Below are 24280 nucleotides of genomic sequence, written 5' to 3'. Positions count from 1 at the left end.
GCGAAGGACACTCCGCCCGCGCGACATGGCACGACGGCGGGGCACCGGGACCGCTCACCCCGCTACAGCACCACCTCCGCGAGCTTCCCGGTCGCGATGTCGAAGACGAAGCCGCGCAGGGCGTCGGTCCTCGGGACGAACGGACTGTTCCGGATCCGGGCGGCGGACTGCCGGACGTCCGCCTCCAGGTCGGCGAAGGCCTCGGCCGCCCACGGCGGCTTGATGCCCGTCTCCTCCCGGATCGACTCCCGGAAGGCGTCGTCGCCGAAGGTCAGCATGCCGCAGTCGGTGTGGTGGATCAGGATGATCTCCTGCGTGCCCAGCAGCCGCTGACTGATCGCCAGCGAGCGGATCGCGTCGTCCGTGGCCACGCCGCCGGCGTTGCGGATCACGTGCGAGTCGCCCTCGTCGAGCCCGAGCGCCGCGTAGACGTCGAGCCGCGCGTCCATGCAGGCCAGGACGGCACTCCGGCGGCCCGGTGGGAGCGGCAGCGGCCCCTGGAAGTCGACCGCGTAGGCGGCGTTGTTGCGGAGGTAGTGCTCGGTGGCGGCACCGGCTTCGGTCATGACTGTCTCCTTCGAGGACGTTCGAGGACGTTCGAGGACGTTCCAGGACATTCGAGGACATGCAAGGACATGCGAGGACAGGGGTTCACCGTGGGAGGCGCCCGGCCGCGGGGCACCGGCGGGCACGCCGGAACGGCGCGGCCGCCTCGGGCACTTCGGGACATCGAGCCCGCTCACGGAGACCGCGGCGACCGGCGAGGACCGGACGGCGACAGCGCGGGGCACGGGAGAGGCGCGCGCGGAAGGCCGTACGTCAGCGGTCGAGCGGACAACTCGCGCTGGACAGGCGGCCGTAGTCGACGTGACGACGGCGGACGAGCTCGGTCATGGCCGCACGGTAATACCCAACTCACCATCTCCGCCAGGGAATCGACCCGACACCACCCGAACGAGGCAATCGGACTCCCCCCACCCGGGGCACAATGACCCTCCACAGCACAGGAACCCGGGGCCCGGCATGACCGACTTCGCGATCGACGAGACCTTGGTGCGGGAACTCCTGCGGGAGCAGCACCCGGACCTCGCCGGGCTGGACATCCGCCGGGTGGACGCCGGGTGGGACAACCAGCAGTGGCGGCTCGGCGAGGAGTTGGCCGTGCGGATCCCCCGCACGGAACGGGCGCCGGAGCTGCTGCGGAAGGAGCGGGAGTGGCTGTCCGTGCTGGCCCCGCGGCTGCCCCTGCCGATCCCGGTCCACGTTCGGGCCGGTGAGCCGTCCGCGCTCCTCCCCCGGCCGTGGAGCGTGGTCCGCTGGGTACCGGGCGAGCCGGCCGACCGGGCGCCGATCGAGCGTGGCGACCACGCGGCGGGCGTGCTCGCGGAGTTCCTCGCGGCGCTCCACCGGGAGGCGCCCGCCGGGGCGTTCCCCGGTTCGAACCGGGGCGCTCCGCCCAGGGAGGCCGCCGGCGGCTTCGAGCAGCAGTTCCACCTCGTCGCCGCCGACGTCGCGGCAGACGTCCGGCGGGTCTGGGCGGAGGCCGTCGCCGCGCCCGACCGGGAGGGCCCGCCGCGCTGGCTGCACGGCGACCTCCACCCGGCGAACGTCGTCGTCACGGACGGGACGCTGTCCGGCGTGCTCGACTTCGGCGAACTCTGCGCCGGCGACCCGGCGGCGGACCTCGCGGCGGCCTGGCTGCTCCTGCCCGAAGGCGCGGCGGACGGCTTCTTCGACGCCTACGCCGAGGCCACCGCGGCCGAGGTGGACACGGCGACGGTGCTGCGCGCCCGGGGCTGGGCGCTGCTGCGCTGCCTCTCCCTGATCGGCATCGGCCTGGCCGGGGAGCGCGGCCTCCCCGGTGGGCAGCGGACCTGGGGTCCGGCCGGGCGGGCGGCGCTCGCGCGGGTCCTGGCTACGGGGTAGCCCCGGGGGCGGGCGCCCCGGCGGCCGCCCGGTGCCGTGCGCGGTAGGAGCGCGGCGTGGTGCCGGTCAGCCGGGCGAAGTGCTGCCGCAGGCTCGCGGCCGACGCGAAACCGGCCAGCGCCGCCACCCGTTCCACCGGCTCGTCGGTCTCCGTGAGCAGCTCGCGGGCGCGGTCCAGGCGCAGCCGGAGCAGGTACTGCGGCGGGCTGACGCCGGCCTGGGCGCGGAACCGGCGGTTGAGGCTGCTGACGCTGATTCCGGCGTGCGCGGCGACGTCGGCGGGGGTCAGCGGGAGGTGGAGGCGGGCCTTCAGCCAGCGCAGGGTCGGTTCCAGGCCCGCGCTGTCGGCGAGTTCGCGGTCGATGCCCTCCTGGACGCGGTCCGCGTGCCGCAGCAGGGGGGTGAGGAGCTCCCGCGAGGTCTCGCCGGCCGTCCGCTCCCCGTGGTCCTGGGCCAGCAGGTGCAGGCAGACGTCCAGCCCGCCGAAGATCCCGGCCGAGGTGAGGAAGCGGCCGTCGGCCACCGCCGCGCCGACCGGGTCGACCTCGATCCGGGGGTGCCGCCGGGCCAGTTCCGCGGTGTGCCGCCAACCGGTGGTGGCGCGCCGGCCGTCGAGCAGGCCGGTGGCCGCGAGGGTGAACACCCCGGTGCCGATCGCGCCGATCCGGCCGCCCCGCGCGGCGGCGGCCCGCAGCACGTCGAGGACCTCGGACGGCGGCTCCGCCGGGGCGCCGTCGCGCCCCGCCAGCAGCACGATGTCGGCGTCGGCGAGGCCCTCCAGCCCGTGCGGGACGGTGATGCCCAGCGGTGCCGGCAGCCCGATCCCGACCGGCCCGGGCGCGGCACACAACCGCACCTCGTAGGCGACCCCCGGGTGCTCACGTGCCGCCGTCCCGAACACCAGCCCCGGCGTGGTGAGGTGGTGTCCGGGCAGCCCGTCGGGCACGAGGACGGCGATGACCGACATACCCGGAATGTACCCGAAGCCCGGGGCGGCCTGGCCACCGTCCCGGCGGTCACCCCAGGTAGGGCGTCGCCCGGTGGTCGAGGTGGTGCCGGAGCCGGAGCCGCTGCGTGTGGTGCATCGGCAGGTCCCCGATGTCGTCCGGAGCCACGAACCGCAGGTCGGTCGACTCGTCGGAGATCCGGAGCTCCCCGCCCGTGACGCGGGCGGTGAAGCAGACGTTGAACTGCTGCCGCACCTCGCCGTCGGAGTAGGCGATCACATGCCGGGGGTCGGTGTAGGTGCCGACCAGCCCGGTGATCTCGACGACGAGCCCGGTCTCCTCGCGGACCTCCCGGACCGCGGTGCCGGGAAGCGACTCACCGAGGTCCATCGTGCCGCCCGGCAGCGCGTACAGGCCGTTGTCGGCGCGCCGTTGGAGCAGCACCCGCCCGTCCTCGTCGGTCACCACGGCCGACGCGGCCACCACCAGCCAGTTCGGCTCCGGCGCGCCGGGATCGTCGTAGAACTCGGTTCGTGCCACGTGGTCAGCTCTCCTCGACTCTTCGGCGACCGGTGGGGCGGCGTTCCCATACTGCCCCGGCGGCCGGCGGCAGCGCCGGGCGCTGCCGCCGCCGGGAGTCAGCTGTTCTGGTGGATCGTCTGCCGGATCCAGTCCGCGTACGCCGGAACGCTGGTGTAGAGGCCCGGGCCGGTCGAACAGGTCGGGTCGGTGTCGCCGTCGCCCGAGGTGGTGCCGACGAGTTCCCAGCGGCCGCCCCGGCCCTTCTGGAGCTGCGGGCCGCCGGAGTCCCCGAAGCAGGCCATCGCGCCCGGCACCTGGCTGACCGTGCAGAGGCGCAGCCACCCCGCCCGGCCGGGGGCGCACTCGTCGACGGCTCCCCGGCGGGTCTCCAACTGCTGGAGCCGGTTCGCGAACTCGGCCCGCTGCGGGGTGTCCACGTCGGCGACGCTGCCGAAGCCGAGCAGCCGGGTCGGCGTACCGGGCCGGGCCGCGCGGTCGGCGATCCGGACGGGCTGCTCGCTCACCGGGCGGTCCAGCCGGATCAGCGCGAGGTCGTCCTGGTTGGCTCCGCCGCCGCCGGTTCCGATCCCGTAGCCGGGGTGGGTGATCGTCCGCTCGATGGTGCGCACGGTGCCGCCGGACGTGCGCCGGTCCGAGCCGATCCGGACGGTGCCGTCCAGGACCACGCCGATCTCGGGGTCGAGGCAGTGGCCCGCCGTCAGCACCCACTGCGGGTGGATCAGTGTCGCGCCGCAGACACCGTCGGCCAGGCCCTGCGTCGGAGCCGACATCGGGATCGAGGCCATGTACGGGTAGCGCCCGGTGGCGTCCGTCCCGTTGACGATGGCTCCGGCGCTGCCGGTCATGGCGGTGGCGCACACCGTCGCGGCCAGGGCGACGGTGGCGACGCGGGCCGCTCGGCGGGCCAGGGAGCTGAAAGCGGGCATGGCAGGTCCTTCGTTCGGGGTGCGCGCGAGCGCGCTTCTGGGGTGTTCGGATCAGGAGTGGCGCGGACGCCCCGGCGGTGCGGGTGCCGCGTACCGCCCATCCTTCGCACCGGCCCGCGCCCGGAACAGCGGCTCCGATGTCACCCTCGGCTAAATTCTGGACATGCCAGTGATCGCTGTCCTCGCCCTCGACGGCGTACCGGGCCACCAGCTCACCGCGCCGGGGATCTCCTTCGGCGCCGCCGCGCGCCACCACCCGCACGTCGGGTACGAGGTGCGGTACTGCGCGGGCCCCGGGTTCCGTACGACGGGGGCGCCGGCACCGTTCCGGCTCGACACACCGTGGGGCCTGGAGGGGCTGGCGGGTGCGGACACCGTACTGGTGCCCGGCCACGACGGTTTCCGTGCGGAGCCGCCGCCCGGGGTCGTCGACGCGCTGCGGGCCGCGGCGGCCGGGGGCAGCCGGATCGGTGCGATCGGGACGGGGACGTTCACCCTCGCCGCCACCGGGCTGCTGGACGGGCGGCGGGCCGCGACCGGCCGCCGGTACGCGGCCGAACTGGCCGGGCGCCACCCCCGGATCGAGGTCGACCCGGAGGGCTCGGTCACGGACGCGGCGCCGTTCCACAGCGCGGCGGGGGTGCTCGGCGGGGTCGACCTCTGCCTGCGGCTGATCACCCTGGACCACGGCGAGCCGGTCGCCATCGAGACGGAGCGGCAGGTCTTCCTGGAACTGCACGGGCCTGCCGGGCCGGCGGCCTCCAGCGGGGCGGCGGCCACCACCGCGTCGGCGGCCACCACCGGTACCGCTCGCGCACCGGGTCCCGGGGGCTCCCGGCTCGGGCCGACGCTCCGGTGGCTGGAGGCCCACCTCGACCGGCCGCTGACGCTGAACGACCTCGCCGACCACGCCGGACTCACCGTCCGCGGCCTGACCAGGCGCTTCCGGGCCGAGACCGGGCTGCCGCCGCTGCAGTACCTGCTCCGCGCGCGCATCCAGCTCGCGCAGCGCCTGCTGGAGCGCGGCGACGAGCCGGTCGAACGCATCGCCACCCGCACGGGGCTCGGCACGCCCGCCAACCTGCGCCACCACTTCCAGCACCACACGGGAACCAGCCCCCGGACCTACCGGGCGGCCTTCCGTTCCCTCGTCTCCACCCTGACCTGGGCCGACGGCCGCCCGGCCGGCGACGCCCCGGCAGCGGACCGGGCCGACCGACCGGTTCCCCCGCACGACCGCCGCGCCCCGGCCGATCGTCGTGCCTGGTCCTGACAGGACCAGGCACGACGGCGGCGCGTCGGCCAGAATCGGCACATGAGTTCCCCGACCGCCCTCGGCGTCTTCCTGCGTTCCCGCCGCGCCCGGCTGCTGCCCCAGGAGGTCGGCCTGCCCGGCGCGGGCGCCCGGCGGCGGGTCGCCGGCCTGCGCCGCGAGGAGATCGCCGAACTCGCCGGGGTCAGCGTCGACTACTACACCCGGATGGAACAGGGCCGGGTCCGCAACGCCTCGCCGGCGGTGCTCGACGCGCTGGCCCGGGCGCTGCGCCTGGAGGAGCAGGAGACCCGGCACCTGCACCGGATCGCCCGCCCGGCCGCCGCCACGCGGCGGGCCGCGCCGGCGGCGGAGGAGCCGCAGCGCGTCCGGCCGATGCTGCGGACCCTCCTGCGGTCCCTCCCGGAGCTGCCCGCGCTGGTGATGGGGCAGCGGATGGACGTGCTGGCCTGGAACCGGGCGGCGAGCGCGCTGTTCGGCGACTTCGCGGCCCTGGAACCCGCCGCGCGCAACATCGCCAGGATCACCTTCCTGCACCCCGAGTCCCGCTCCCTGTACGCGGACTGGGACGAGTGCGCGCGGGGGAACGTGGCCCATCTGGGCATGGAGGCGGGCCGCCGGCCCGACGACCCGCGACTGCGCGAGCTGATCGGTGAACTCGCGATGAAGAGCCGGGAGTTCCGCACCTGGTGGGCCGAACGCCCGGTGCGGGACAAGACGTCCGGGGTCAAGCGCTTCCACCACCCGGTGGTCGGCACGCTCGAATTGACCTACGAGACCCTGCGGGCGGCCGACGACCCGGCCCAGGCGCTGATCACCTACGCGCCCGAGCCCGGCAGTCCGTCCGAGGACGCCCTGCGGCTGCTGCTGGCCTGGACGGCGCAGCAGACCCCGGCCGACCACCCGGCCCCCCCGACCGGCACCGCTCAGGGCCGCCCTTCGGACGACCACGCCCGGCGCGAGGACCACGCCCGCTAGGCGCCGGACAGGCCGGCTCCCGGCCCGCCCCCGCCCCGGCCCGCCACTGGCTCCAGCGCCGTCGCCATCCCCGTCACCAACGCCGACCCGGCGGCCGCTCATGCCCCGGTTGCCCGAAAGGGCAACCGCCCGGCGCCTTCGGGCAGGGGTCGCCACCGGCCGCGCAGGCCGTTCCTCCGCCGCAACTCCGGCCTGGTCACCGCCCGTTCCCACGGATCGCGTCGGCGGCCGCGAGCCTCCTCCGGAGAAGGGTTGACACCACAAGTTGGTCTAGTCCACCGTAGGGGAAGCAAGTTTGACGAGGTGGGAAGTCCTGGCGATGCCCCGTGCCGGACACGCGAGTTGGCCGACGCCGCCGCATGTCCACCGAGGGCGTCAACGACGCGTCGGGGGCTTCGAACACAAGAAGGAGGAAGGAATCCCGGCCCCGTCCCCGCGGGAAGCGGGCGGTCCGTCCCTGGATGCGACAGCCCCGAGGGCCCGACCGGGCCCGCCACCCCCGCAGGAACCGCACGCGCGCTGAGCGCCGCCGGGAACCGCGAGACCCGCAACCTCCCCGCTGTCCGAAGCCCCGTCGCCCGACACCCCGATCAACCACCCTCCGCCCTCTCCCCCTTCACCTTCACCTTCACCCGACCGGCGCCTTCGGCCGCGCTCTCCCAGGAGCCGTCCGCCGCCGGCCGTTCGTGGCCACCGCGCCCCGAACCGTCCGCGCCCGAGCACGCGTTGCCGCCGGTCGGCCGTCCTCCGACGCCGCCCTGCGGCGATGCCGCCGTGCGCGCGGCGGAACGGGAACGGCGGTGCGTACGGGCGCAGGAGCCGCCCCGTGAACCGGCGCTGCGTCCCGGCCGCAGTAGTTTCCCGACCTCTGGAGTGATTGCATGCCGAAGCCTGACGGATACCTGTATCGGGCCGCCTCCGACACCCCGTACTTCAGCAACGACGGCGAGACCTACCTCGCCAGGACACCGCTGAAGGACATCGAGAAGGCGCGGCCGCTGCGCGTGCTCTCCGAGGAGGACTACTCGTTCTGGCAGACGTACGGCTACGTCGTCGTCCGGGAGGCGATCCCGGCCGAGGCGGCGAAGCGGCTGCTGGACTTCGCCTGGGACTTCCAGGGCCTGGACCCGGAGCGGCCGGAGACCTGGTACGAGGAGCGGGAGTTCGCCGACGAACTGGCCCAGCACCTGCACATCTACGGCTTCGTCGAGGCCTACCAGCACCAGCTGATCTGGGACAGCCGCCAGGCGCAGCGGGTCTACGACGCGTTCGTCGACGTCTGGGACTGCGAAGAGCTCTGGGTGACGCTGGACCGACTCAACCTCAACCCGCCGAACGTCGGCAACCGTGACCGCGCGCTGATCGAGGCGACGGACAAGGGCTTCGACATCGAGCTGCACTGGGATGTCGACACCACGCTCGGCATCCTGCCGCAGCGCGTCCAGGGGATCATCGCGCTCAACGACACCCGGCCGGACCACGGCGGCTTCCAGTGCAACCCCGAGCTGTTCCGGCGGTTCAACCAGTGGCAGGCCGCTCAGCCGGCCGACCGCGACCCGATCCGGCCCGCCGTCGACCGTGCGGAGTTCCCGGTCGTGCGGCCCGAGTTGAAGGCCGGCGACCTGCTGATCTGGAACGGCCTGCTCGCCCACGGCGTGGCCCGCAACACCTCGGAGCAGGGCGTCCGGGCGGTCCAGTACCTCTCGATGATGCCGGCGCTGGAGGAGCACGAGGAGCTCAAGGCCTCGCGGATCGCCTCCTGGCGCGACCTCTCCACCCCGACGTGGAACAAGACGCTGGTGGGCGACCCGCGGAAGCACGAGTCGCTGCGCTACGGCAAGGCCGAGCTGAGCGACCTCGGCGCCAAACTGCTGGGCCTGGAGTCCTGGCACGCCGAGCAGCGCACCGAACCGGAGACCGAACCGAACACCGCACAGCACACCGCACAGCACACCGTCCGACACAGCACCCCGGACGGCGACGCGTGAACCGGGCCGCCGGCGTGGACAGGATCTGCCTGACCCTGCCCACCAACCGGGCCTGCGCCGACACCATCGCGTCCATCGGCGAGGAAGCCGCCTACGCCGCCGCGCAGTTCGGCGTCGAGGTGCACCTGCTGGTGCTGGACTCCTCCGACGAGCCGACGTTCGCCGTCCACGCCAAGGCCGTGGACGCGCTGCCCGGGGCGGCGGGCGTGGTCGTGCACCACCTCGACGAAGCCCGGCAGCGGACGTTCCTGCGGCGGGTGATCGACGCCGCCGCGGTCGCCGAACCGGCCCGGGTGCTCGACCTGATGCTGCCGGACGCCGTCTCCTACGGCGCCTGCACCAACCGGGCGTTCCTGATCGCCGCCGCCCTCGGCTGCCGCTCCGTCCACCGCCGGGACTCCGACAGCCACTACCAGGTCCTGGACGGGAAGCCGGTCTTCCCGATCCACCACGAGCTGCTGTCCCTCGGGAAGCGGGCGGCCGACGCGGCGGCCGGCGTCACCGAGAACGCCCTCGACCCGGCGCACGCCGAGAAGCCGGTGGCGATGGTCGGCGGCTCCTTCGTCGGTGAACTCTCCGTCGACATCGGCGAGATCCGCGAGCTGGACCCGGCCGTCTACGACGAGGTCGTCGCGCTCTGGGCGCCGGCCGGGGCGTCGGAGCAGGAGAAGCGGGAGCTGGTCGACGACTCCTTCGTGGGCGGTGGCACCGACCCGTTCACCGAGGACCGCGCCGTCCTGGACCTCCCGGACATCTGGCGGGTCGACATGTGCAACATCGGCTTCGACCACGCGGTGTACGAGCGCCTGTCGCTGCCGTCCGCGACAGACACCATCGGCAGCGACTACTTCCTCCTGCACGTGGTGCGCGACGCCACCCTTCCCGGTGTGGTGCACAACCGGCACATCGTGAACTACTACACCCCCGAGCGCCGCACGGGCGCCGGATTCACCGCCTACCAGCTGCGGTTCACCAAGTTCCTGCTGTCGATGCTCTACCTCTACCCGGTGTACTTCGACATGGAGGCGGCGGGCGGTGCGCTGCTCGACGACGAGCACCGCGTACGGGTCGCCGTGATCGCCGACTCCGTCCGGCGCAGCATCGCGACGGACCGGGCGGAGAACGTCCGCCGGCTGTCCGTCCTGGACGGCGCCTACCGCCGACTCGGCGGCAAGTACGCCGAGTTCGCCGACCATCTGCTCACCCTGCGGGACCGCCTGCTCGACGAGGCACAGGCGGACACCGAGGACTTCGCACTGCTGATCGGGGCGTGGGGTCCGCTGGTGCGGGCGTGCAAGGCCACCGGCCCCGAGCAGCTGGCCCGCTGACCGGGCCTGGAGCTATCGACGATGTCTGAGAACACCCTTCTGCGCGCCGCCCTGGCGGCCGCGACCGACGACCGGATCTACTACGACCTGGACGGGATCGAGAGCCAGTACACGGCGCTGCTGCGCGAACTGCCGGGCATCGCCGTCCGCTTCGCCATGAAGGCGTGCCCGGTGGACGAGGTCCTCGCCCACCTGGCGGAGCTGGGCGCCGGCTTCGACGCGGCCGGCCCGCAGGAGATCGCCCAGGCCCTGCGCACCGGCGTCCCGGTCGAGCGGATCCACTACGGCAACACCATCAAGTCCGACCGCAACATCGCCGAGGCGTACCGGCTCGGCGTCCGGGACTTCGCGACGGACAGCCTGGAGGACGTCGCGGCGCTCGCCGTCCACGCCCCGGGTGCCCGGGTGTTCTGCCGGGTCGCCACCACCGGGGACGGCGCGCTCTGGGGCCTGAGCCGGAAGTTCGGCTGCTCACCGGCGGACGCCGTCCTGGTCCTGGAGGAGGCGCGCGCGGCGGGGCTGACCCCGTCGGGGCTCTCCGTCCACGTCGGGTCGCAGCAGATGACCTCCGACGCCTGGCAGAGCGCGCTGGACTCGCTCACCGCCGTGGTCGAGGAGCTGGACCGGCGGGGCATCCTGCTGGACCACGTCAACCTCGGCGGCGGCCTGCCCGCCCTCGGCGTCCTCGACAAGCGGGGCCGGCCGCTCGACCCGCCGGTGGACAAGATGTTCGCCGTACTCCGGGAGGGCATGCAGCGACTCCGGGAGGTGTCGGCGGCGCCGCTGGACTTCCTCCTGGAGCCGGGGCGCCACCTGGTCGCGGACCACGGCGCCATCCGGACCCAGGTCGCCCGGCTGACCTCCCGGCAGCAGCTCGACGGCGAGCGGCAGCACTGGCTCTACCTGGGCTGCGGCAAGTTCAACGGCCTGTACGAGATGGACGAACTGCAGTACCGGATGGAGTTCCCCGCCCATCCGCGGGACTCCGCCACCGAGGGCGGCTACCTATCGGCCGTCGTCGCGGGCCCGACCTGCGACAGCGACGACGCGTACACCGACGACGACGGCCTCGTCGCGGTGCCGGCGGCCGCCGCCTCCGGGGATCCGGTCTGGATCTTCTCCTGCGGTGCCTACGCCACGGCGTACACGACCCAGGGCTTCAACGGGTTCGAGCCGCTCCCGTACACCTGCGTCCGCCGGACCGACAGCACCGGCCGCCCCACCCCCGCGCCTGCCCGCACCCCCGTTCCCGTCTCCGAGGGAGGTCCCGCATGATGGCCGACGAGATCGCCGAGGGCGTCCGCGTCCGACTGCTGGCCGCCGACGACTGGGACGAGGTCGTGGCACTGGAGGCCCGCGCCTACAGCGCGAGCGGTCTGTCCGAGGGGCGGGCGGCGCTGGAGTCCCGGGGCCGGGCCTCGCCCACCACCTGCTTCGCGGTGGAGCACCGGGGGCGCCTCGGCGGCTACCTGCTCGCCCTGCCCTACCCGCTCCACGCGTGCCCGGACCTGAGCCGGCCGGAGGCCGCCGGCGTCCGGTCCACCAACATGCACGCGCACGACCTGGTGATCGCCGAGGAGCTGCGCGGCCGGGGGCTCGCGCCCCTGGTGCTCGGCCACCTCGCGCGAACGGCCCGGCTGCGGCGGTTCGAGACCATCTCGCTGGTGGCCGTCCGGGGCAGCGAGGTCCTCTGGGCCCCGCTGGGCTACCGCGCCGAGCCGGAGGTCGAACTCCCGGCGAGCTACGGCCCCCAGGCGGTCTACATGTCGATGTCCCTGCGCACGGCTCCCCCCGCCGCGCCTCCCCTCCCGGCGGCTCCCACCCCCACGGCCCTGCTCGCCGCAGCCGGCTCCGGGGCGCCGCGGCACCCCCACGGCCCGTTCCCCGGGTCACCCCTGAAAGACGAAGTGGTTCGATGAACATGCTCCGCCTGCGCGACGACTACCGCCGAGCCCAACTGGCCATCGCGGCCCTGTTCTGCTTCCTCGGCTTCCAGTACGCGACGTGGGTCTCCCGCCTGCCCGCGCTGAAGAGCCGGCTGGACCTGAGCGAGGCCGAACTCGGCCTGCTGCTGATGGTCTGCGGAGTGGGCGCGGCGGTGTCCTTCCCGCTGGTCGCGGCGCTGATGAAGCGGCTCGGTTCACGGCTGCTCGCCACCCTGTCGGCGCTCGCCCTGGGCCTGGTGCTGCTCGGACTCACCGTGGCGCCCAACTACCCGGTGACCCTGGTGGTGGCCTGCTTCGACGGCATCGCGGTCGGCTGCCTGAACGTCGCGATGAACGCGCAGGGCGCCGCCCTGGAGGTCAAGTACCGGCGGACGGCGATGTCCAGGCTGCATGCCACCTTCAGCGCCGGCTCGCTGCTCGCCGCCCTGCTCGCCTCCGGCGTCAACGCCTTCACCACCACCCTGTCCGTGCACTTCGGCCTCGCCGCCGTCGTCCTCCTGCTGCTCCTCGGGCTCGCCCAGACGGGGATGCTGACGGATGACCGGAAGGCGGCCGCGGAAGCGCCGGAGGCCGCCGAGCCGCAGGCGCCGAAGAAGCGACGCGGGCTGACGCTGCCCTCGCGGGTGACGATCTGGATGGGCCTGGCGATGGTGTTCGGCACCATCACCGAGGGCGCCATGAACGACTGGTCGGCCCTCTACCTGAAGGACGTCGTCAACGCGGCGCCCCAGCTGGCCCCGCTGGGCATCGCCGTCGTCTCGGTCATGATGGTGGCGGCCCGGATCTTCGCCGACGGCTGGCGCACCCGCTTCGGCGACGGGCGGATCGTCCGCTTCGGCAGCCTGCTGGCGGGCGGCGGCCTGGCACTCGCGCTGCTGGCCGGCGGGGTGGTGCCGACGCTGCTCGGGTTCGCCTGCGTGGGGCTGGGCGTCGCGGCCGTGACCCCGTGCATCTACGTGGCCGCCGCCCGGCAGGGCTCGGACGCGCTGGCGCTGGTCGCCGCCACCGGGACGACGGGCCTGCTCGCGGGGCCGGCGGTGATCGGCTTCATCGCCAACGGCAGCAGCCTGGTGTGGGGCATGGCCGCGGTGGCCGCGTCCGCCGCCGTCGTCTCACTCTGCGCGACGCAGATCCGCTGGCCCGCGCTGGGCGGCGCGGAGCCCGCCGCGCCGGCCTCCGCCGGCCCCGACGGCATCGCGCCGCCCGAGGCCGCCCTGCGCGAGGCCTGAGCCCGTCGGGGCACCGGGTGGGATCCCACCCGGTGCCCCGGGCCCAGGCCTGACGCCCCCGGCGAAACGCGGTGGAACCGGACCGGCCCCGATGGCTAGGGTCGAGGGATGACCACTCGCACCTTCCGCGTCACCGTCCGCGGCTCCTTCGACGGCCTCGACGCCGACCAGCACGCCGAACTCCTCGCCCGCGCGGCCGAACACGACGTGCTGTACGCGTCGTTCACGCCCGAGGGGCACCTCAGCTACGACCTCGCCTCGCGCCCCGCCTTCACCTTCCGCTTCCTGGACTCGGGCGAGGCCGAGGAGGACATCCTGGAGGCCGCCGACCGGGCCGAGGGGGCGGCGAAGGCCTGGCTCGACGAACACGGCTACGGCTACAAGAACCTCCGGTCGCAGGCCGAGGACCTCTCCCAGGCCGCTGTCGGCAAGCGCCAACGCCGAGCCGCCCGCACCGCCTGATCCCACCCCGCACGATCCCGCACCCCCCGCTCCGCCACCTCCTCGACGGCTCAGTCCGCAGCTATACTTGAGTAGTCAAGGATGTGGCAATGAGTTCCACATTGGACGCGGCCCTGCGCCTGGTCCGGGCGCAGGCGGCCCTGGTACGGCGGTTCGACGCGAGCCTGAGCGGCCTGCACGGGGTCAGCCTGGCCGATTTCACCCTGCTGCTCCGGCTGGGCCAGGCGCCCGGCGGCCGGATGCGCCGGGTGGACCTCGCCGAGGCGCTCGGCCTCACCGCCTCCGGCGTCACCCGGGGGCTCGCCCCGCTGGAGCGCATCGGCCTGGTGACCCGCGAGCCGGACGCCCGGGACGCCCGGGTCGCCTACGCGGCGCTCACCGACACCGGCCGCACCCTGCTCCGGGACATCCGCGCCACCGCCGAACGCGTCGCCGACGAGCTGTTCGCCGCACCCTCCTGGAGCCCGGACGACATCGCCCTGTTCGCCGGCCTGACCACCCGCCTCGGCGGCACCGGCCTCACCGACCGCCCCCTGACCGGATGGACCTGACCGACCCGCCGCTGCTCTGCCACTGGACGTCCGCCGAGGGCACCTCCACGCTCGCCGTCCACCGCACCCCTGCCGGGTGGGAGTTGCTCGTGGCCTCCCCGTACGTGTCCGAGTCGCTGCTGTTCGACACGGCCGACGACGTCCGCGCGCTGGCCCGAGCCCTCGTGGAGCTGCCGTCCGGCCCCGAGCCGTTCGAGGCCGAGTGGTACCTCGCCGCCCCCGACAGCGAGGGCGACCAGGGCCACTTCGCCACCCTCGCGTGCGGCCTGGACCTCCGCGCCGGCCACCGCCCGTACCTCGCCTACCAAGCGGTGCACCGGTTCGGCTCCTTCAGCATCCCCGGTGCGGACCTGTACTGCGACGACCTCCCGCTCGACCGGCTCCGCCACCAGGCCGCCGCACTCCTCGCCGCACTCGCGACGCCCTGACGAACCGGCCCCCGGCAGACGCCGGAGGGCCGACCGCACCCGCGACCGGCCCTCCTTGCCCCGCCTCCCGGCTACGCCGTCCGGCGCAGCAGCGCCAGGTACATCGCGTCGGTGCCGTGCAGGTGCGGCCAGAGCTGGACGTCCGGGCCCTCGCCCAGCGACGGCACGCCGGGCAGCAGCGGGCGGGCGTCGATCCACTCGACCCGGCCACCCTGCTCCCGCAGCACGTCGTTCACCACGGCCCTGGTCTCGGCGAGGTGCGGCGAGCAGGTCGCGTAGCCGACGACGCCGCCGATCCGGGTGGCGTCGATGGCGCCGCGCAGCAGGTCGCGCTGGAGCGGGCCGAAGGCGGCGACGTCCGCCGGCCGGCGGCGCCAGCGCGCCTCGGGGCGGCGGCGCAGCGCGCCGAGGCCGGAGCAGGGGACGTCCACGAGCACCCGGTCGAAGCTGTCGGCGCGCCACGCGGGGCGGGTGCCGTCGGCGGCGATCACGGTGTACGGGCCGGGGTTGCCCTCCAGCGTGCGGGCCACCAGCCGGGCCCGGTGCGGCTGCTTCTCACTGGCCACCAGGGCGGCGCCGCGCTGGGCGGCCAGGGCGGCGAGCATCGCGGCCTTGCCGCCGGGGCCGGCGCAGCCGTCCAGCCAGACCCGGTCCGGGCCGTCGAGCGGCGCGGCGGCCAGGGCGAGCGCGACCAGCTGGCTGCCCTCGTCCTGGACGCCGGCGCGGTTCTCCTGGACGGCCGGGAGCGCGCCCGGGTCGCCGCCCTCGGCGAGCCGGAGCGCGAACGGGGACCAGCGGCCGGGCTCGGCCTCGGGCAGCGCCTCGGCGAGGTCGGCGACGGCGATCCGGCCGGGGCGGGCGACCAGGGTGACCTCGGGGCGCTCGTTGTCGGCGCGCAGCAGCTCCTCGATCGCGGTGCGGTCGGAGGCGTCGGGCTGCCAGCGGCCGAGCGAGTCCCAGAGGGCGGCGACCACCCAGCGGGGGTGCGAGTGGACGACGGCGAGGTGGTCCTCGGCGTCCTTCTCGTACGGCGGGGCCACCTTGGCGATCCAGGCGTCCAGGTCGTGGGCGCTGATCCGGCGCAGGACGGCGTTGACGAACTTGGCCTTGCCGTCGCCGAGGACCACCCGGGCCAGCTCGACGGTCGCCGAGACGGCGGCGTGGCTGGGGATGCGGGTGGTGAGCAGCTGGTGGGCGCCGAGCGACAGGACGTCCAGGACCGGCGGGTCGACCTTGCTGAGCGGCCGGTCGATGCAGGCGGCGATGACGGCGTCGTAGGTGCCCTGGAGGCGTAGCGTGCCGTAGACCAGCTCGGTGGCGAGGGCGGCGTCGCGCCGGTCCATGCCCTTCTGCTCGGCTTCGCGCAGGAGGGACGGCAGGATCAGGTTGGCGTAGGCGTCGCGCTCGTCGACGGCCCGCAGGGCGCGGAACGCGACGATGCGCGCCGGGTCCTTCTTGGGACGACGGTGCGGACGGGGCGCGCGGCCGGCGCTGGGAGTGCTCAAAAGGTGCCTCAAAGTGCTGCGGTGGTTATCGAACGAACAGTATTCCCCATGGTCCGGGGAGACTCGTCGCCCGGGGAGACTCGTCCGAAGGTACACCCCGGCCCCGGCCCGTGCCGGACCCCGGACCCGCGCCGCACCGCTCCCGCGCCGGGCCCGGCGGCCCCGCCCGGGCGAGACGGGACCGGCGGCACGGCATCCGGCGGCACGGCATCCGGCACGGGAGCGCTGTCCCGGCGGAAGCGCCGTCCTACGGGCGCGCGGCGTCCTCGAAGCGCTCGCCGGACTCGATCCGCGCCCCCCGGGCCCAGTCGGCCGCGCGCATCGGCTTCTTGCCCTGCGGCTGCACCTCGCCCAGCTCGATCTCGTGGCTGCCGGTGCCGACCCGGATGCTGTTCTTGCCGACGGCCAACTCCCCGGGGGCGAGCGCGGAGGCGTCCGCCAGCAGCTTCACCGGGCCGGAGACCTTGAGCCGCTCACCGCGGAACAGCGTCCAGGCGCCGGGGGCGGGGGCGCAGCCGCGGACCACGCGGTCGATCCGCAGGGCGGGGTGGGCCCAGTCGATCCGCGCGTCCTCGACGGTGAGCTTCGGCGCGAGCGTGATGCCCTCGGCGGGCTGCGGGACGGCGTGCAGCGAACCGTCGGCGATCCCGTCCATGGTGGCGGCGAGCAGCCGGGCGCCGGAGTGCGCGAGCCGGTCGAGCAGCTCGCCGCTGGTGTCGGCCGGGCGGATCTCCTCGGTGATGACGCCGTAGACCGGACCGGAGTCCAGGCCCTGCTCGATCAGGAAGGTGGAGGCGCCGGTGACCTCGTCGCCGGCCAGCACCGCGTGCTGCACGGGGGCGGCGCCGCGCCAGGCCGGAAGCAGCGAGAAGTGCAGGTTGACCCAGCCGTGCTTGGGGATCTCCAGCGCGCCGGGGCGCAGCAGCGCGCCGTACGCGACCACCGGGCAGCAGTCGGGGGCGAGCTCGGTGAGGCGGGCGATGAACTCCGGGTCGCTGGGCTTCACCGGCTTGAGGACCTCGATCCCGGCCTCCTCGGCGCGCTGGGCGACCGGGCTGGCGACCAGCTTGCGCCCGCGTCCGGCGGGAGCGTCGGGGCGGGTGACCACCGCGACGACCTCGTGCCGGTCGGAGGCGAGCAGGGCGTCCAGGGCGGGAACGGCGACCTCGGGGGTGCCGGCGAACACGAGGCGCATCAAGGGCCTTTCTGGTAGCGGGAATTCCGTGGGAGCGGCGACCGGGGTGGTGGTCAGCGCGCGGAGCCGAAGGTGCTGTGCGGGGAGACCCGGACGACGGGCGCGGGGCCCTCGCCCCAGTCCGCTTCGCGGATCGCCTTCAGCGCTTCCTTGCGCCGCTCACGGTCGAGGCGGTCGATGAAGATGATGCCGTCGAGGTGGTCGGTCTCGTGCTGGATGCAGCGGGCGAGCAGCTCGGTGCCCTCGACCGTGACCGGATCGCCGTACATGGTGAAGCCCTTGGCGACCACGCCGTACGCGCGCCTGGTGTCGTAGCGCAGGCCGGGCAGCGAGAGGCAGCCCTCGGGGCCGTCCTGCTCCTCCTCGGTCAGCGACAGGTCGGGGTTGATCAGGTGCCCGGTGACGCCGTCCACGTGATAGGTGAACACCCGTAGGGAGACGCCGAGTTGGGGAGCCGCGAGACCGGCGCCGGGGGCGTCGAGCATGGTCTCGGTGAGATCCCGGACGAGGTTGCGCAGTTCCTTGTCGAAGGTGGTCACCGGCTTGGCGGTGGCCCGCAGGACGGGGTCTCCGAAGATGCGGATCGGCTGGATCGCCACGGCGTACGGGCTCCTGTCCGTCGGGGAGTTGAGGAGTGCGGGAGGTGCGGGACTTCGGCGTTCGGGTTTCGAGCGTTCGGCGTGCCACGGGCGGGCCCCGGGAGTTCGGACCACGGACCGGTCACCGAGCGGTCACCGACCCGCCCACGACCGCCCGACGGGCCGACCACCGGCCAAGTCTATGCAATCGGATCGCGGCACCGCCCGCCCCTCCGCACCGCTCCCGCGCAGGCCTTCGACTCCCGGCACCGTGTTCTGGCATATCCCGAGTCGGCCCGGCTGCGTGACCCCGGCGGGCGGTCCGGCGTTGGTCAAGTGAGATTGACCGGGGCCGGAACGCGCGGGACATCACGTTCCGGCCGAGCTGAACCGTACGGAAGGTGGCACGTAGGCCATGGCCGAGCAGATCAATCACGACGCCCGGGCGCGGGCGAGCCTGCACCTGCTGGTGCGGGACATCGAGCGGGTCCGGCGGCAGGTCGACGCGCTGCGGACGCTCACCGCCCAGCTGGGCAACGTCTACCGTCCGCGCCGCCCCAGTACTTCGGCCGGGTTCGTGGTGTACGGGCGGGCGCCCGCGCCGACGGTGCGGCTGGCGCAGGAGCTGCGCGAGAGCGTGGAGACGCTGGTCGCGGCGGCGGTCGAGTTCGACCGCGCGCTGGGTTTCTCCTGGGACTCGGTGGGCTCGGCCCTCGGGGTCACCAAGCAGGCGGTGCACCGGCGCTACGGGATGCGCCGGCCGACCAGCGAGCTGCTGGCGGCCGGCGGGGTGCCGGCCGGCGGCGTCCCGGGGGTGCCCGGTCCGACCCGGCCGGACCGCTCCGAGGAGCTGCCGGCCGCCGCTCCCGCCCCGACCGGACTGGCCGCGACCGTCCCGGCGGCCCGCCAGGGCGGCCTGGACCGCAGCGCCCTGGACCGGGCCGTACTGGAGCGCGCGGCGGCGCACGACCGCCCTACCCACGACCGGGGCGCCCTGGACCGCCCGGGCATCCCCCTGCGCGGCTGAGCCCGACGGCAGCCCGTGCGGTCCGGCCGATCACGCCGAACCGCACGGGCCCCGCTCGGCCGACGCCGACCGAACCCACCCGACACCCCGGCCGACGCCACCCGAACCACCGGCCCACACCCGCCGAAGCCACCCGAGACCCCGGCCCACACCCTCCGGACCACCCGACCGCCCCCGGGCCTCACCCGATGTCCGTCGGATCGATCCGCACCTTCACCGCCTCCGGCGTCCGCAGCGCGATCCGCGCGATCTGCGCCGCCTTCAGCGCCGTCGCCAGCGCCGCGCCCTGCCCGGGCGGCACCCGCAACAGCGCCCGCTCCTGCTCCTCCCCCCGCAGCGCGGGCGCCGGCACCGGCCCCAGCACATCCGCCTCGGAGGGCAGCCGGATCAGCCCGAGCAGATCCGCCACCGCCGCCGGGCTGCCACTGACCGAGGCCATCCGCGACACCGGGGGGAAGTGCAGCTGCGCCCGCTCCTCCAGCTCCATCCCGGCGTGGCCGAGCGGGTCCCAGCGGACCAGCGCCTGCACCGGCCGCGCGGTCGGCTCGGCCACCACGACCACCGCGCCGCCCTCCGTCGACGGCTTCACCAGCGCGGCGGCGGTCAGCCAGAGCCGCAGCGTCTCCTCACCGGCCCGCAGGTCCGGGCGGCCGAGCAGTGCCCAGCCGTCCAGCAGCAGGGCGGCCGCGTAGCCGCTGCCGCCCTCCACCACCGGCTCGGCGCCCGGGGTGGAGATCACCAGGGCGGGCTCGGCGGGGACGGTCGCCAGCACCGCGTCCCGCCCGGAGGTCCGGACCGGGATGCGCGGGAACGCCTTGCCCAGCTCCTCCGCCGTGCGCCGGGCGCCGATCACCTGGGCCCGCAGCCGGAACGAGCCGCACTCCTGGCAGTGCCAGTCGGCCGCGCCCTCCCCGCACCACCCGCAGTGCAGCGGCGCGTCGGCGGCCGAGGCCTCCAGCGGGCCCTCGCAGCGGCGGCAGCGCGCCGGCGTGCGGCAGTTCCCGCAGGACAGCCGGGGCACGTAGCCGCGGCGCGGCACCTGGATGAGCACGGGGCCGCCGCTCGCCAGGGCCTCCCGGGCCACCTCCCAGGCCACCGAGGGCAGCCGGGCGGCCTGGGCGGCGGCGTCCCGGTGCTGGTCCTGGTCGGTGACGGTACGGACCCTCGGCGCCACCTGCCGGACGGTCTCCCGGTCGGCCACCAGCGGCCGGGCCCAGCCGGTGCTGACCAGCTGCGCGCCCTCGACCGTGACGGCGTGCCCGCCGAGCAGGACGCCGGCGCCCTCCTCCGCCGCGCGCAGCAGCGCGACCTCCCGCACGTGCGGGTGCGGGCTGCGCGGATCGCTGTGGCTGCTGTCGCCGTCCGACCAGACGACCACCAGCCCGAGGTCGTGCACCGGCGCGAACATGGCGGCGCGGGTCCCGATGGCGGCGCGCACCGAGCCGCGGCTCACCGTGAGCCAGCGCCGGTAGCGCTCGCGGGGGCCGAGGTCGGCCGCCAGGGTCGCGTGCATGCCCTCGCCCAGCAGCTCGGTCAGCGCCTGGTCGACCCGCGCCACCGACCGGCCCTCCGGCAGCACGACCAGTGCGCCCCGCCCGCTCGCCAGCGTGGCGGCGACCGCCCGGGCGATCTCGTAGGGCCAGCCGGGGCCGGGCAGCGCCGTCCAGACCGCGCGCGGCTGGCCGCCGGCGGCCAGCGCGGCGAGGAAGTCGGGCCCGGCGGGGTAGCGGGACCAGCCGCCGGGCTGCGGTGCCCCGGGCAGCGGGCCGGGCGGCGGCGAGGGCTCGGCCTCGGCCTTGGCGTGCCGGGGCGGTACGGCCAGCTGGAGGACGTCCGCCAGGGTGCCGGCGTACCGGTCGGCGACGGTGCGGCAGAGCCGGAGCAGCTGCGGGGTGAGGACCGGTTCGGGCGACAGCACCTGGGCGAGCGGCGCCAGCGGACCGGGGAAGTCGCTCTTCTCCAGCCGCTCGACGATGAACCCGTCGTGCAGCTCCCCGCCCTCGCGCTGGCCCTTCACCACCCGCGCCCCGAAACGCACCCGCACCCGGACGCCGGGCCGGGCGTCGTCCGCCATCGCGGCGGGCACCTCGTAGTCGAAGAACTTGTCGATGGTCAGGACGCCCTTGTCGACCACCACCCGGGCCACCGGCAGGTGCTCGGCCCGCTTGGCGCCGTGCCACGTCCGGGGCTTGGCCCGGCGGACCGTCTCCCGGATGAAGGCAAGCTGCTCCGGCGCCGCCCCGGCCTCGTCACTCCCCTGCGTGCTGCTCATCGCTCCCAGTACTACCAGGTCACACCGACATGACGCCCGCACCGGCCCCCGACCGGGGAACGCCGCAGGCGGCGGCCGCCCCCGTGTCGGGGCGGCCGCCGCCTGCGGTCCGATCGGTCGGGCCGACCGCGGGTCAGTCCTGTACGGCCTTCTTCAGCTGCTCGACCCGGTCGGTCCGCTCCCAGGTGAAGTCCGGCAGCTCACGGCCGAAGTGGCCGTACGCGGCGGTCTGCGAGTAGATCGGGCGGAGCAGGTCCAGGTCGCGGATGATCGCGGCCGGGCGAAGGTCGAACACGTCGGTGACGGCCTTCTGGATGGTGAGCACCGGCACGGTCTCGGTGCCGAAGGTCTCCACGAAGAGGCCGACCGGCTCGGCCTTGCCGATCGCGTACGCGACCTGCACCTCGGCGCGGCTGGCGAGGCCGGCGGCGACGATGTTCTTCGCCACCCAGCGCATCGCGTAGGCGGCCGAGCGGTCCACCTTGGACGGGTCCTTGCCGGAGAAGGCGCCGCCGCCGTGCCGGGCGAAGCCGCCGTAGGTGTCGATGATGATCTTGCGGCCGGTGAGGCCGGCGTCGCCCATCGGGCCGCCGATCTCGAAGCGCCCGGTCGGGTTGACCAGCAGGCGGTAGCCCTCGGTCACGAGCTTGATGCCCTGCTCGGCGAGCGCCTTGAGCTCCGGCTCCACGACGAACTCGCGGATGTCCGGGGTGAGCAGCGAGTCGAGGTCGATGTCGCTCGCGTGCTGCGAGGAGACGACCACGGTGTCGAGGCGGACGGCCTTGTCGCCGTCGTACTCGATGGTGACCTGGGTCTTGCCGTCGGGGCGCAGGTACGGGATCGTCCCGTTCTTGCGGACCTCGGAGAGGCGACGCGAGAGGCGGTGCGCCAGGGTGATCGGCAGCGGCATGAGCTCGGGCGTCTCGTCGGACGCGTAGCCGAACATCAGGCCCTGGTCACCGGCGCCCTGCTTGTCCAGGTCGTCCTCGTCACCCTCCACCCGGGCCTCGTACGCCGTGTCGACACCCTGTGCGATGTCGGGCGACTGGGCACCGATGGACACCGAGACGCCGCAGGAGGCGCCGTCGAAGCCCTTCTTGGAGCTGTCGTAGCCGATCTCCAGGATCTTGTCCCGGACGAGCTGCGCGATCGGCGCGTAAGCCTTGGTGGTCACCTCGCCGGCCACGTGCACCTGGCCGGTGGTGATGAGCGTCTCCACGGCGACCCGGGACGTCGGGTCCTCTCGCAGGAGAGCGTCAAGGATGGTGTCGCTGATCTGGTCAGCGATCTTGTCGGGGTGTCCCTCGGTCACGGATTCCGAGGTGAACAGGCGGCGAGACACAGCGCTCCCTGGGGTTGCAGCGGCTGCTGACTGAAGGCCCCCGGCGGACCGGGGACATCCGGAAAGACTTGATTCCTGGAGTGTAACGGTCAGCTACCGGCTATCGGGACTCGATTCCGGAAAAGGAGACCGGTTGCTCACCTCTTGAGATCACTCGGCGACCGGTTGCCACCGCTTCGCGACCAGGTCCCAGACCACGTCGGCGAGCGCCTCCTTCGGCCCCACCGGCACCCCCGTCTCAGTGCCGTCCGAGCCCAGAATCACGGCCTCGTTGACGTCCGTGCCGAAGGCCTTGCCGTTGCCGACCTCGTTCACCACCAGCAGGTCGCAGCCCTTGCGGGCGAGCTTCGCGCGACCGTTCGCCAGCACGTCGTCGGTCTCCGCCGCGAAACCCACCACCAGTTGACCCGAACGGGGCCGCTGGGCGGAGAGCTCGGCCAGGATGTCCGGGTTGCGGACCAGCGCGACCGGGGCCGGCTCGACCCCCTCGACCTTCTTGATCTTGCCGCTGGCGTACTCGGCCGGGCGGAAGTCGGCCACCGCGGCGGCCATCACCACCGCGTCGGCGTCCGCCGCCGCCTTCGTCGCGGCCTCCCGCAGCTCCAGCGCGGTCGAGACGTGCACCACGTCGACCCCGGCCGGGTCGGGCAGCTCCGCGTTGGCCGAGAGCAACGTCACCCGGGCGCCGCGCGCCGCGGCGGTCGCGGCCAGCGCGTAGCCCTGCTTGCCGGAGGACCGGTTGCCGAGGTAGCGCACCGGGTCCAGCGGCTCACGGGTACCGCCGGCCGAGACCACCACGTGCCGGCCGGCCAGGTCGGCCGCGGCCGCGCCCCGGCGCAGCAGCGCCCGGCAGGCGTCGAAGATCGCGGACGGCTCGGGCAGCCGCCCCTTGCCGGTGTCCTTGCCGGTCAGCCGCCCGACGGCGGGCTCCAGCACCACGACGCCCCGGCGGCGCAGCGTGGCCACGTTCTCCCGGGTCGCCGGGTGCTCCCACATCTCGGTGTGCATCGCCGGCGCCAGGACGACCGGGCAGCGCGCGGTCAGCAGGGTGTTGGTGAGCAGGTCGTCGGCGAGCCCGTGGGCGGCCTTGGCCATCAGGTCGGCGGTCGCGGGGGCGACCACGACGAGGTCGGCGCTCTGCCCGATCCGCACGTGCGGCACCTCGTGGACCCGCTCCCAGGTCTCGGTGGCGGCGGGACGGCCGGAGAGCGCGGCCCAGGTGGCCTCGCCGACGAAGTGCAGCGCGGCCTCGGTGGGCACCACGGTCACCTGGTGGCCGGATTCGGTGAACCGCCGCAGCACCTCGCACGCCTTGTAGGCGGCGATGCCGCCGCTGACGCCGAGGACGACGCGCGGTGCGTCCGACCGGTCCGTGCTCGCGCTCATGCTTCCCACTCTCTCCTCGCTCGGGACGTGCTCACCCTACGACCCCCCGCCGGCCGGCGGCACGGTGCACCCCGCACCGCCCCCGGGCACGCCGAAGGGCCCGCCGGAACGGATCCGACGGGCCCTTCGACAGAACAGACAGGGAGACCGGCTCAGGCCGCCTCGACCGCCTCGGCGGTGAGCATGCCGGCGTTGATCTCGCGCAGCGCGATCGACAGCGGCTTCTCGTGCACGTGGGTGTCCACCAGCGGGCCGACGTACTCCAGCAGGCCCTCACCGAGCTGCGAGTAGTACGCGTTGATCTGACGCGCGCGCTTGGCGGCGTAGATCACGAGGCTGTACTTGGAGTCGGTGGCCTCAAGCAGCTCGTCGATCGGCGGGTTGATGATGCCCTCGGGCGCGGTCATGGAAGAGGACACGCGAAAACCTTCCGAAAGGTGGAAAAGACAG

At 74.5% G+C, this 24280-nt stretch carries 23 protein-coding genes; 12 read left to right on the top strand and 11 right to left on the bottom strand.

The features are described from left to right. Positions 1-62: 62 nt before the first annotated feature. Positions 63-566 (bottom strand): beta-class carbonic anhydrase, encoded by a 504-nt coding sequence (locus tag ACZ34W_RS13975; protein WP_329486750.1) that lies wholly within the window; start codon positions 564-566, stop codon positions 63-65. Between the two features lie 457 nt (positions 567-1023). Between ACZ34W_RS13975 and ACZ34W_RS13970 the strand changes: the two genes are divergently transcribed. Beyond that, positions 1024-1926 carry an aminoglycoside phosphotransferase family protein gene (locus tag ACZ34W_RS13970; RefSeq protein ID WP_329486751.1) on the top strand — a complete coding sequence of 301 codons (903 nt, stop codon included), beginning with the start codon at positions 1024-1026 and terminating at the stop codon, positions 1924-1926. On the opposite strand, the gene ACZ34W_RS13965 is transcribed toward ACZ34W_RS13970, so the two are convergent. From ACZ34W_RS13965 to ACZ34W_RS13955, 3 genes are all read right to left on the bottom strand, one after another. Next, positions 1916-2893 (bottom strand): GlxA family transcriptional regulator, encoded by a 978-nt coding sequence (locus tag ACZ34W_RS13965; RefSeq protein ID WP_465603813.1) that lies wholly within the window; start codon positions 2891-2893, stop codon positions 1916-1918. The two genes, ACZ34W_RS13970 and ACZ34W_RS13965, sit on opposite strands and share 11 nt — an antisense overlap. 49 nt (positions 2894-2942) lie before the next feature. Beyond that, complete coding sequence (locus ACZ34W_RS13960; protein WP_465603811.1) at positions 2943-3413, bottom strand: NUDIX domain-containing protein; 471 nt, start codon at positions 3411-3413, stop codon at positions 2943-2945. 98 nt (positions 3414-3511) lie between these two features. After that, entirely contained in the window at positions 3512-4342 is an 831-nt protein-coding gene (locus tag ACZ34W_RS13955; RefSeq protein WP_329486754.1) for a S1 family peptidase, read from the bottom strand. A gap of 163 nt (positions 4343-4505) precedes the next feature. Here ACZ34W_RS13955 and ACZ34W_RS13950 point away from each other — a divergent pair, with 163 nt between their 5' ends. From ACZ34W_RS13950 to ACZ34W_RS13905, 10 genes are all read left to right on the top strand, one after another. Beyond that, the gene (locus ACZ34W_RS13950; RefSeq protein ID WP_465603809.1) at positions 4506-5615 is read left to right on the top strand and encodes a GlxA family transcriptional regulator; all 1110 of its coding nucleotides are present in this window, start codon (positions 4506-4508) and stop codon (positions 5613-5615) included. Positions 5616-5657: 42 nt separating this feature from the next. Next, positions 5658-6593 (top strand): helix-turn-helix transcriptional regulator, encoded by a 936-nt coding sequence (locus ACZ34W_RS13945; protein WP_329486756.1) that lies wholly within the window; start codon positions 5658-5660, stop codon positions 6591-6593. An 881-nt stretch (positions 6594-7474) separates the two neighbouring features. Further along, on the top strand, positions 7475-8581 hold the full coding sequence (locus ACZ34W_RS13940; RefSeq protein ID WP_329486757.1) for a phytanoyl-CoA dioxygenase family protein: 1107 nt from the start codon (positions 7475-7477) through the stop codon (positions 8579-8581). Between the two features lie 14 nt (positions 8582-8595). Next, entirely contained in the window at positions 8596-9909 is a 1314-nt protein-coding gene (locus ACZ34W_RS13935; RefSeq protein ID WP_465603933.1) for a DUF6271 family protein, read from the top strand. Positions 9910-9930: 21 nt separating this feature from the next. Continuing rightward, complete coding sequence (locus ACZ34W_RS13930) at positions 9931-11184, top strand: type III PLP-dependent enzyme (RefSeq protein ID WP_465603806.1); 1254 nt, start codon at positions 9931-9933, stop codon at positions 11182-11184. Continuing rightward, positions 11181-11828 carry a GNAT family N-acetyltransferase gene (locus ACZ34W_RS13925; protein ID WP_465603803.1) on the top strand — a complete coding sequence of 216 codons (648 nt, stop codon included), beginning with the start codon at positions 11181-11183 and terminating at the stop codon, positions 11826-11828. The genes ACZ34W_RS13930 and ACZ34W_RS13925 overlap by 4 nt, the downstream gene beginning before the upstream one ends. A 2-nt stretch (positions 11829-11830) precedes the next feature. Next, the gene (locus tag ACZ34W_RS13920; RefSeq protein ID WP_465603931.1) at positions 11831-13084 is read left to right on the top strand and encodes an MFS transporter; all 1254 of its coding nucleotides are present in this window, start codon (positions 11831-11833) and stop codon (positions 13082-13084) included. Positions 13085-13192: 108 nt separating this feature from the next. After that, positions 13193-13546 carry a DUF6204 family protein gene (locus tag ACZ34W_RS13915; protein WP_359809638.1) on the top strand — a complete coding sequence of 118 codons (354 nt, stop codon included), beginning with the start codon at positions 13193-13195 and terminating at the stop codon, positions 13544-13546. Positions 13547-13635: 89 nt separating this feature from the next. Continuing rightward, complete coding sequence (locus ACZ34W_RS13910) at positions 13636-14097, top strand: MarR family winged helix-turn-helix transcriptional regulator (protein WP_465603800.1); 462 nt, start codon at positions 13636-13638, stop codon at positions 14095-14097. After that, entirely contained in the window at positions 14088-14525 is a 438-nt protein-coding gene (locus tag ACZ34W_RS13905; protein ID WP_465603798.1) for a hypothetical protein, read from the top strand. Before ACZ34W_RS13910 ends, ACZ34W_RS13905 begins: the two co-directional genes overlap by 10 nt. A gap of 71 nt (positions 14526-14596) precedes the next feature. On the opposite strand, the gene ACZ34W_RS13900 is transcribed toward ACZ34W_RS13905, so the two are convergent. From ACZ34W_RS13900 to def, 3 genes are all read right to left on the bottom strand, one after another. Next, on the bottom strand, positions 14597-16030 hold the full coding sequence (locus ACZ34W_RS13900; RefSeq protein ID WP_329486763.1) for an RsmB/NOP family class I SAM-dependent RNA methyltransferase: 1434 nt from the start codon (positions 16028-16030) through the stop codon (positions 14597-14599). A 247-nt stretch (positions 16031-16277) separates the two neighbouring features. Next, on the bottom strand, positions 16278-17225 hold the full coding sequence (fmt, locus tag ACZ34W_RS13895; RefSeq protein ID WP_329486764.1) for a methionyl-tRNA formyltransferase: 948 nt from the start codon (positions 17223-17225) through the stop codon (positions 16278-16280). A 53-nt stretch (positions 17226-17278) separates the two neighbouring features. Beyond that, the gene (def, locus tag ACZ34W_RS13890) at positions 17279-17824 is read right to left on the bottom strand and encodes a peptide deformylase (RefSeq protein ID WP_329486765.1); all 546 of its coding nucleotides are present in this window, start codon (positions 17822-17824) and stop codon (positions 17279-17281) included. Positions 17825-18218: 394 nt separating this feature from the next. Here def and ACZ34W_RS13885 point away from each other — a divergent pair, with 394 nt between their 5' ends. Then, positions 18219-18830 carry a hypothetical protein gene (locus tag ACZ34W_RS13885; RefSeq protein WP_329486766.1) on the top strand — a complete coding sequence of 204 codons (612 nt, stop codon included), beginning with the start codon at positions 18219-18221 and terminating at the stop codon, positions 18828-18830. Positions 18831-19011: 181 nt separating this feature from the next. Here ACZ34W_RS13885 and ACZ34W_RS13880 read toward each other — a convergent pair whose 3' ends face one another. The 4 genes from ACZ34W_RS13880 to rpoZ all read right to left on the bottom strand — a co-directional run bounded on the left by ACZ34W_RS13880 (position 19012) and on the right by rpoZ (position 24249). Then, the gene (locus tag ACZ34W_RS13880; RefSeq protein ID WP_329486767.1) at positions 19012-21102 is read right to left on the bottom strand and encodes a primosomal protein N'; all 2091 of its coding nucleotides are present in this window, start codon (positions 21100-21102) and stop codon (positions 19012-19014) included. Positions 21103-21235: 133 nt separating this feature from the next. Further along, entirely contained in the window at positions 21236-22444 is a 1209-nt protein-coding gene (gene metK, locus ACZ34W_RS13875) for a methionine adenosyltransferase (protein ID WP_329486768.1), read from the bottom strand. Positions 22445-22594: 150 nt separating this feature from the next. After that, positions 22595-23830: a bifunctional phosphopantothenoylcysteine decarboxylase/phosphopantothenate--cysteine ligase CoaBC gene (gene coaBC / locus ACZ34W_RS13870; protein WP_465603794.1), complete on the bottom strand. Its 1236-nt coding sequence runs from the start codon at positions 23828-23830 to the stop codon at positions 22595-22597. Between the two features lie 152 nt (positions 23831-23982). Further along, on the bottom strand, positions 23983-24249 hold the full coding sequence (rpoZ, locus tag ACZ34W_RS13865; protein WP_030056185.1) for a DNA-directed RNA polymerase subunit omega: 267 nt from the start codon (positions 24247-24249) through the stop codon (positions 23983-23985). Positions 24250-24280 lie beyond the last annotated feature (31 nt).

Source organism: Kitasatospora sp. NPDC022856 (assembly GCF_055561235.1).
Note: the sequence above shows the minus strand (reverse complement) of the source record. Positions and strands in the feature narration are given on the sequence as shown.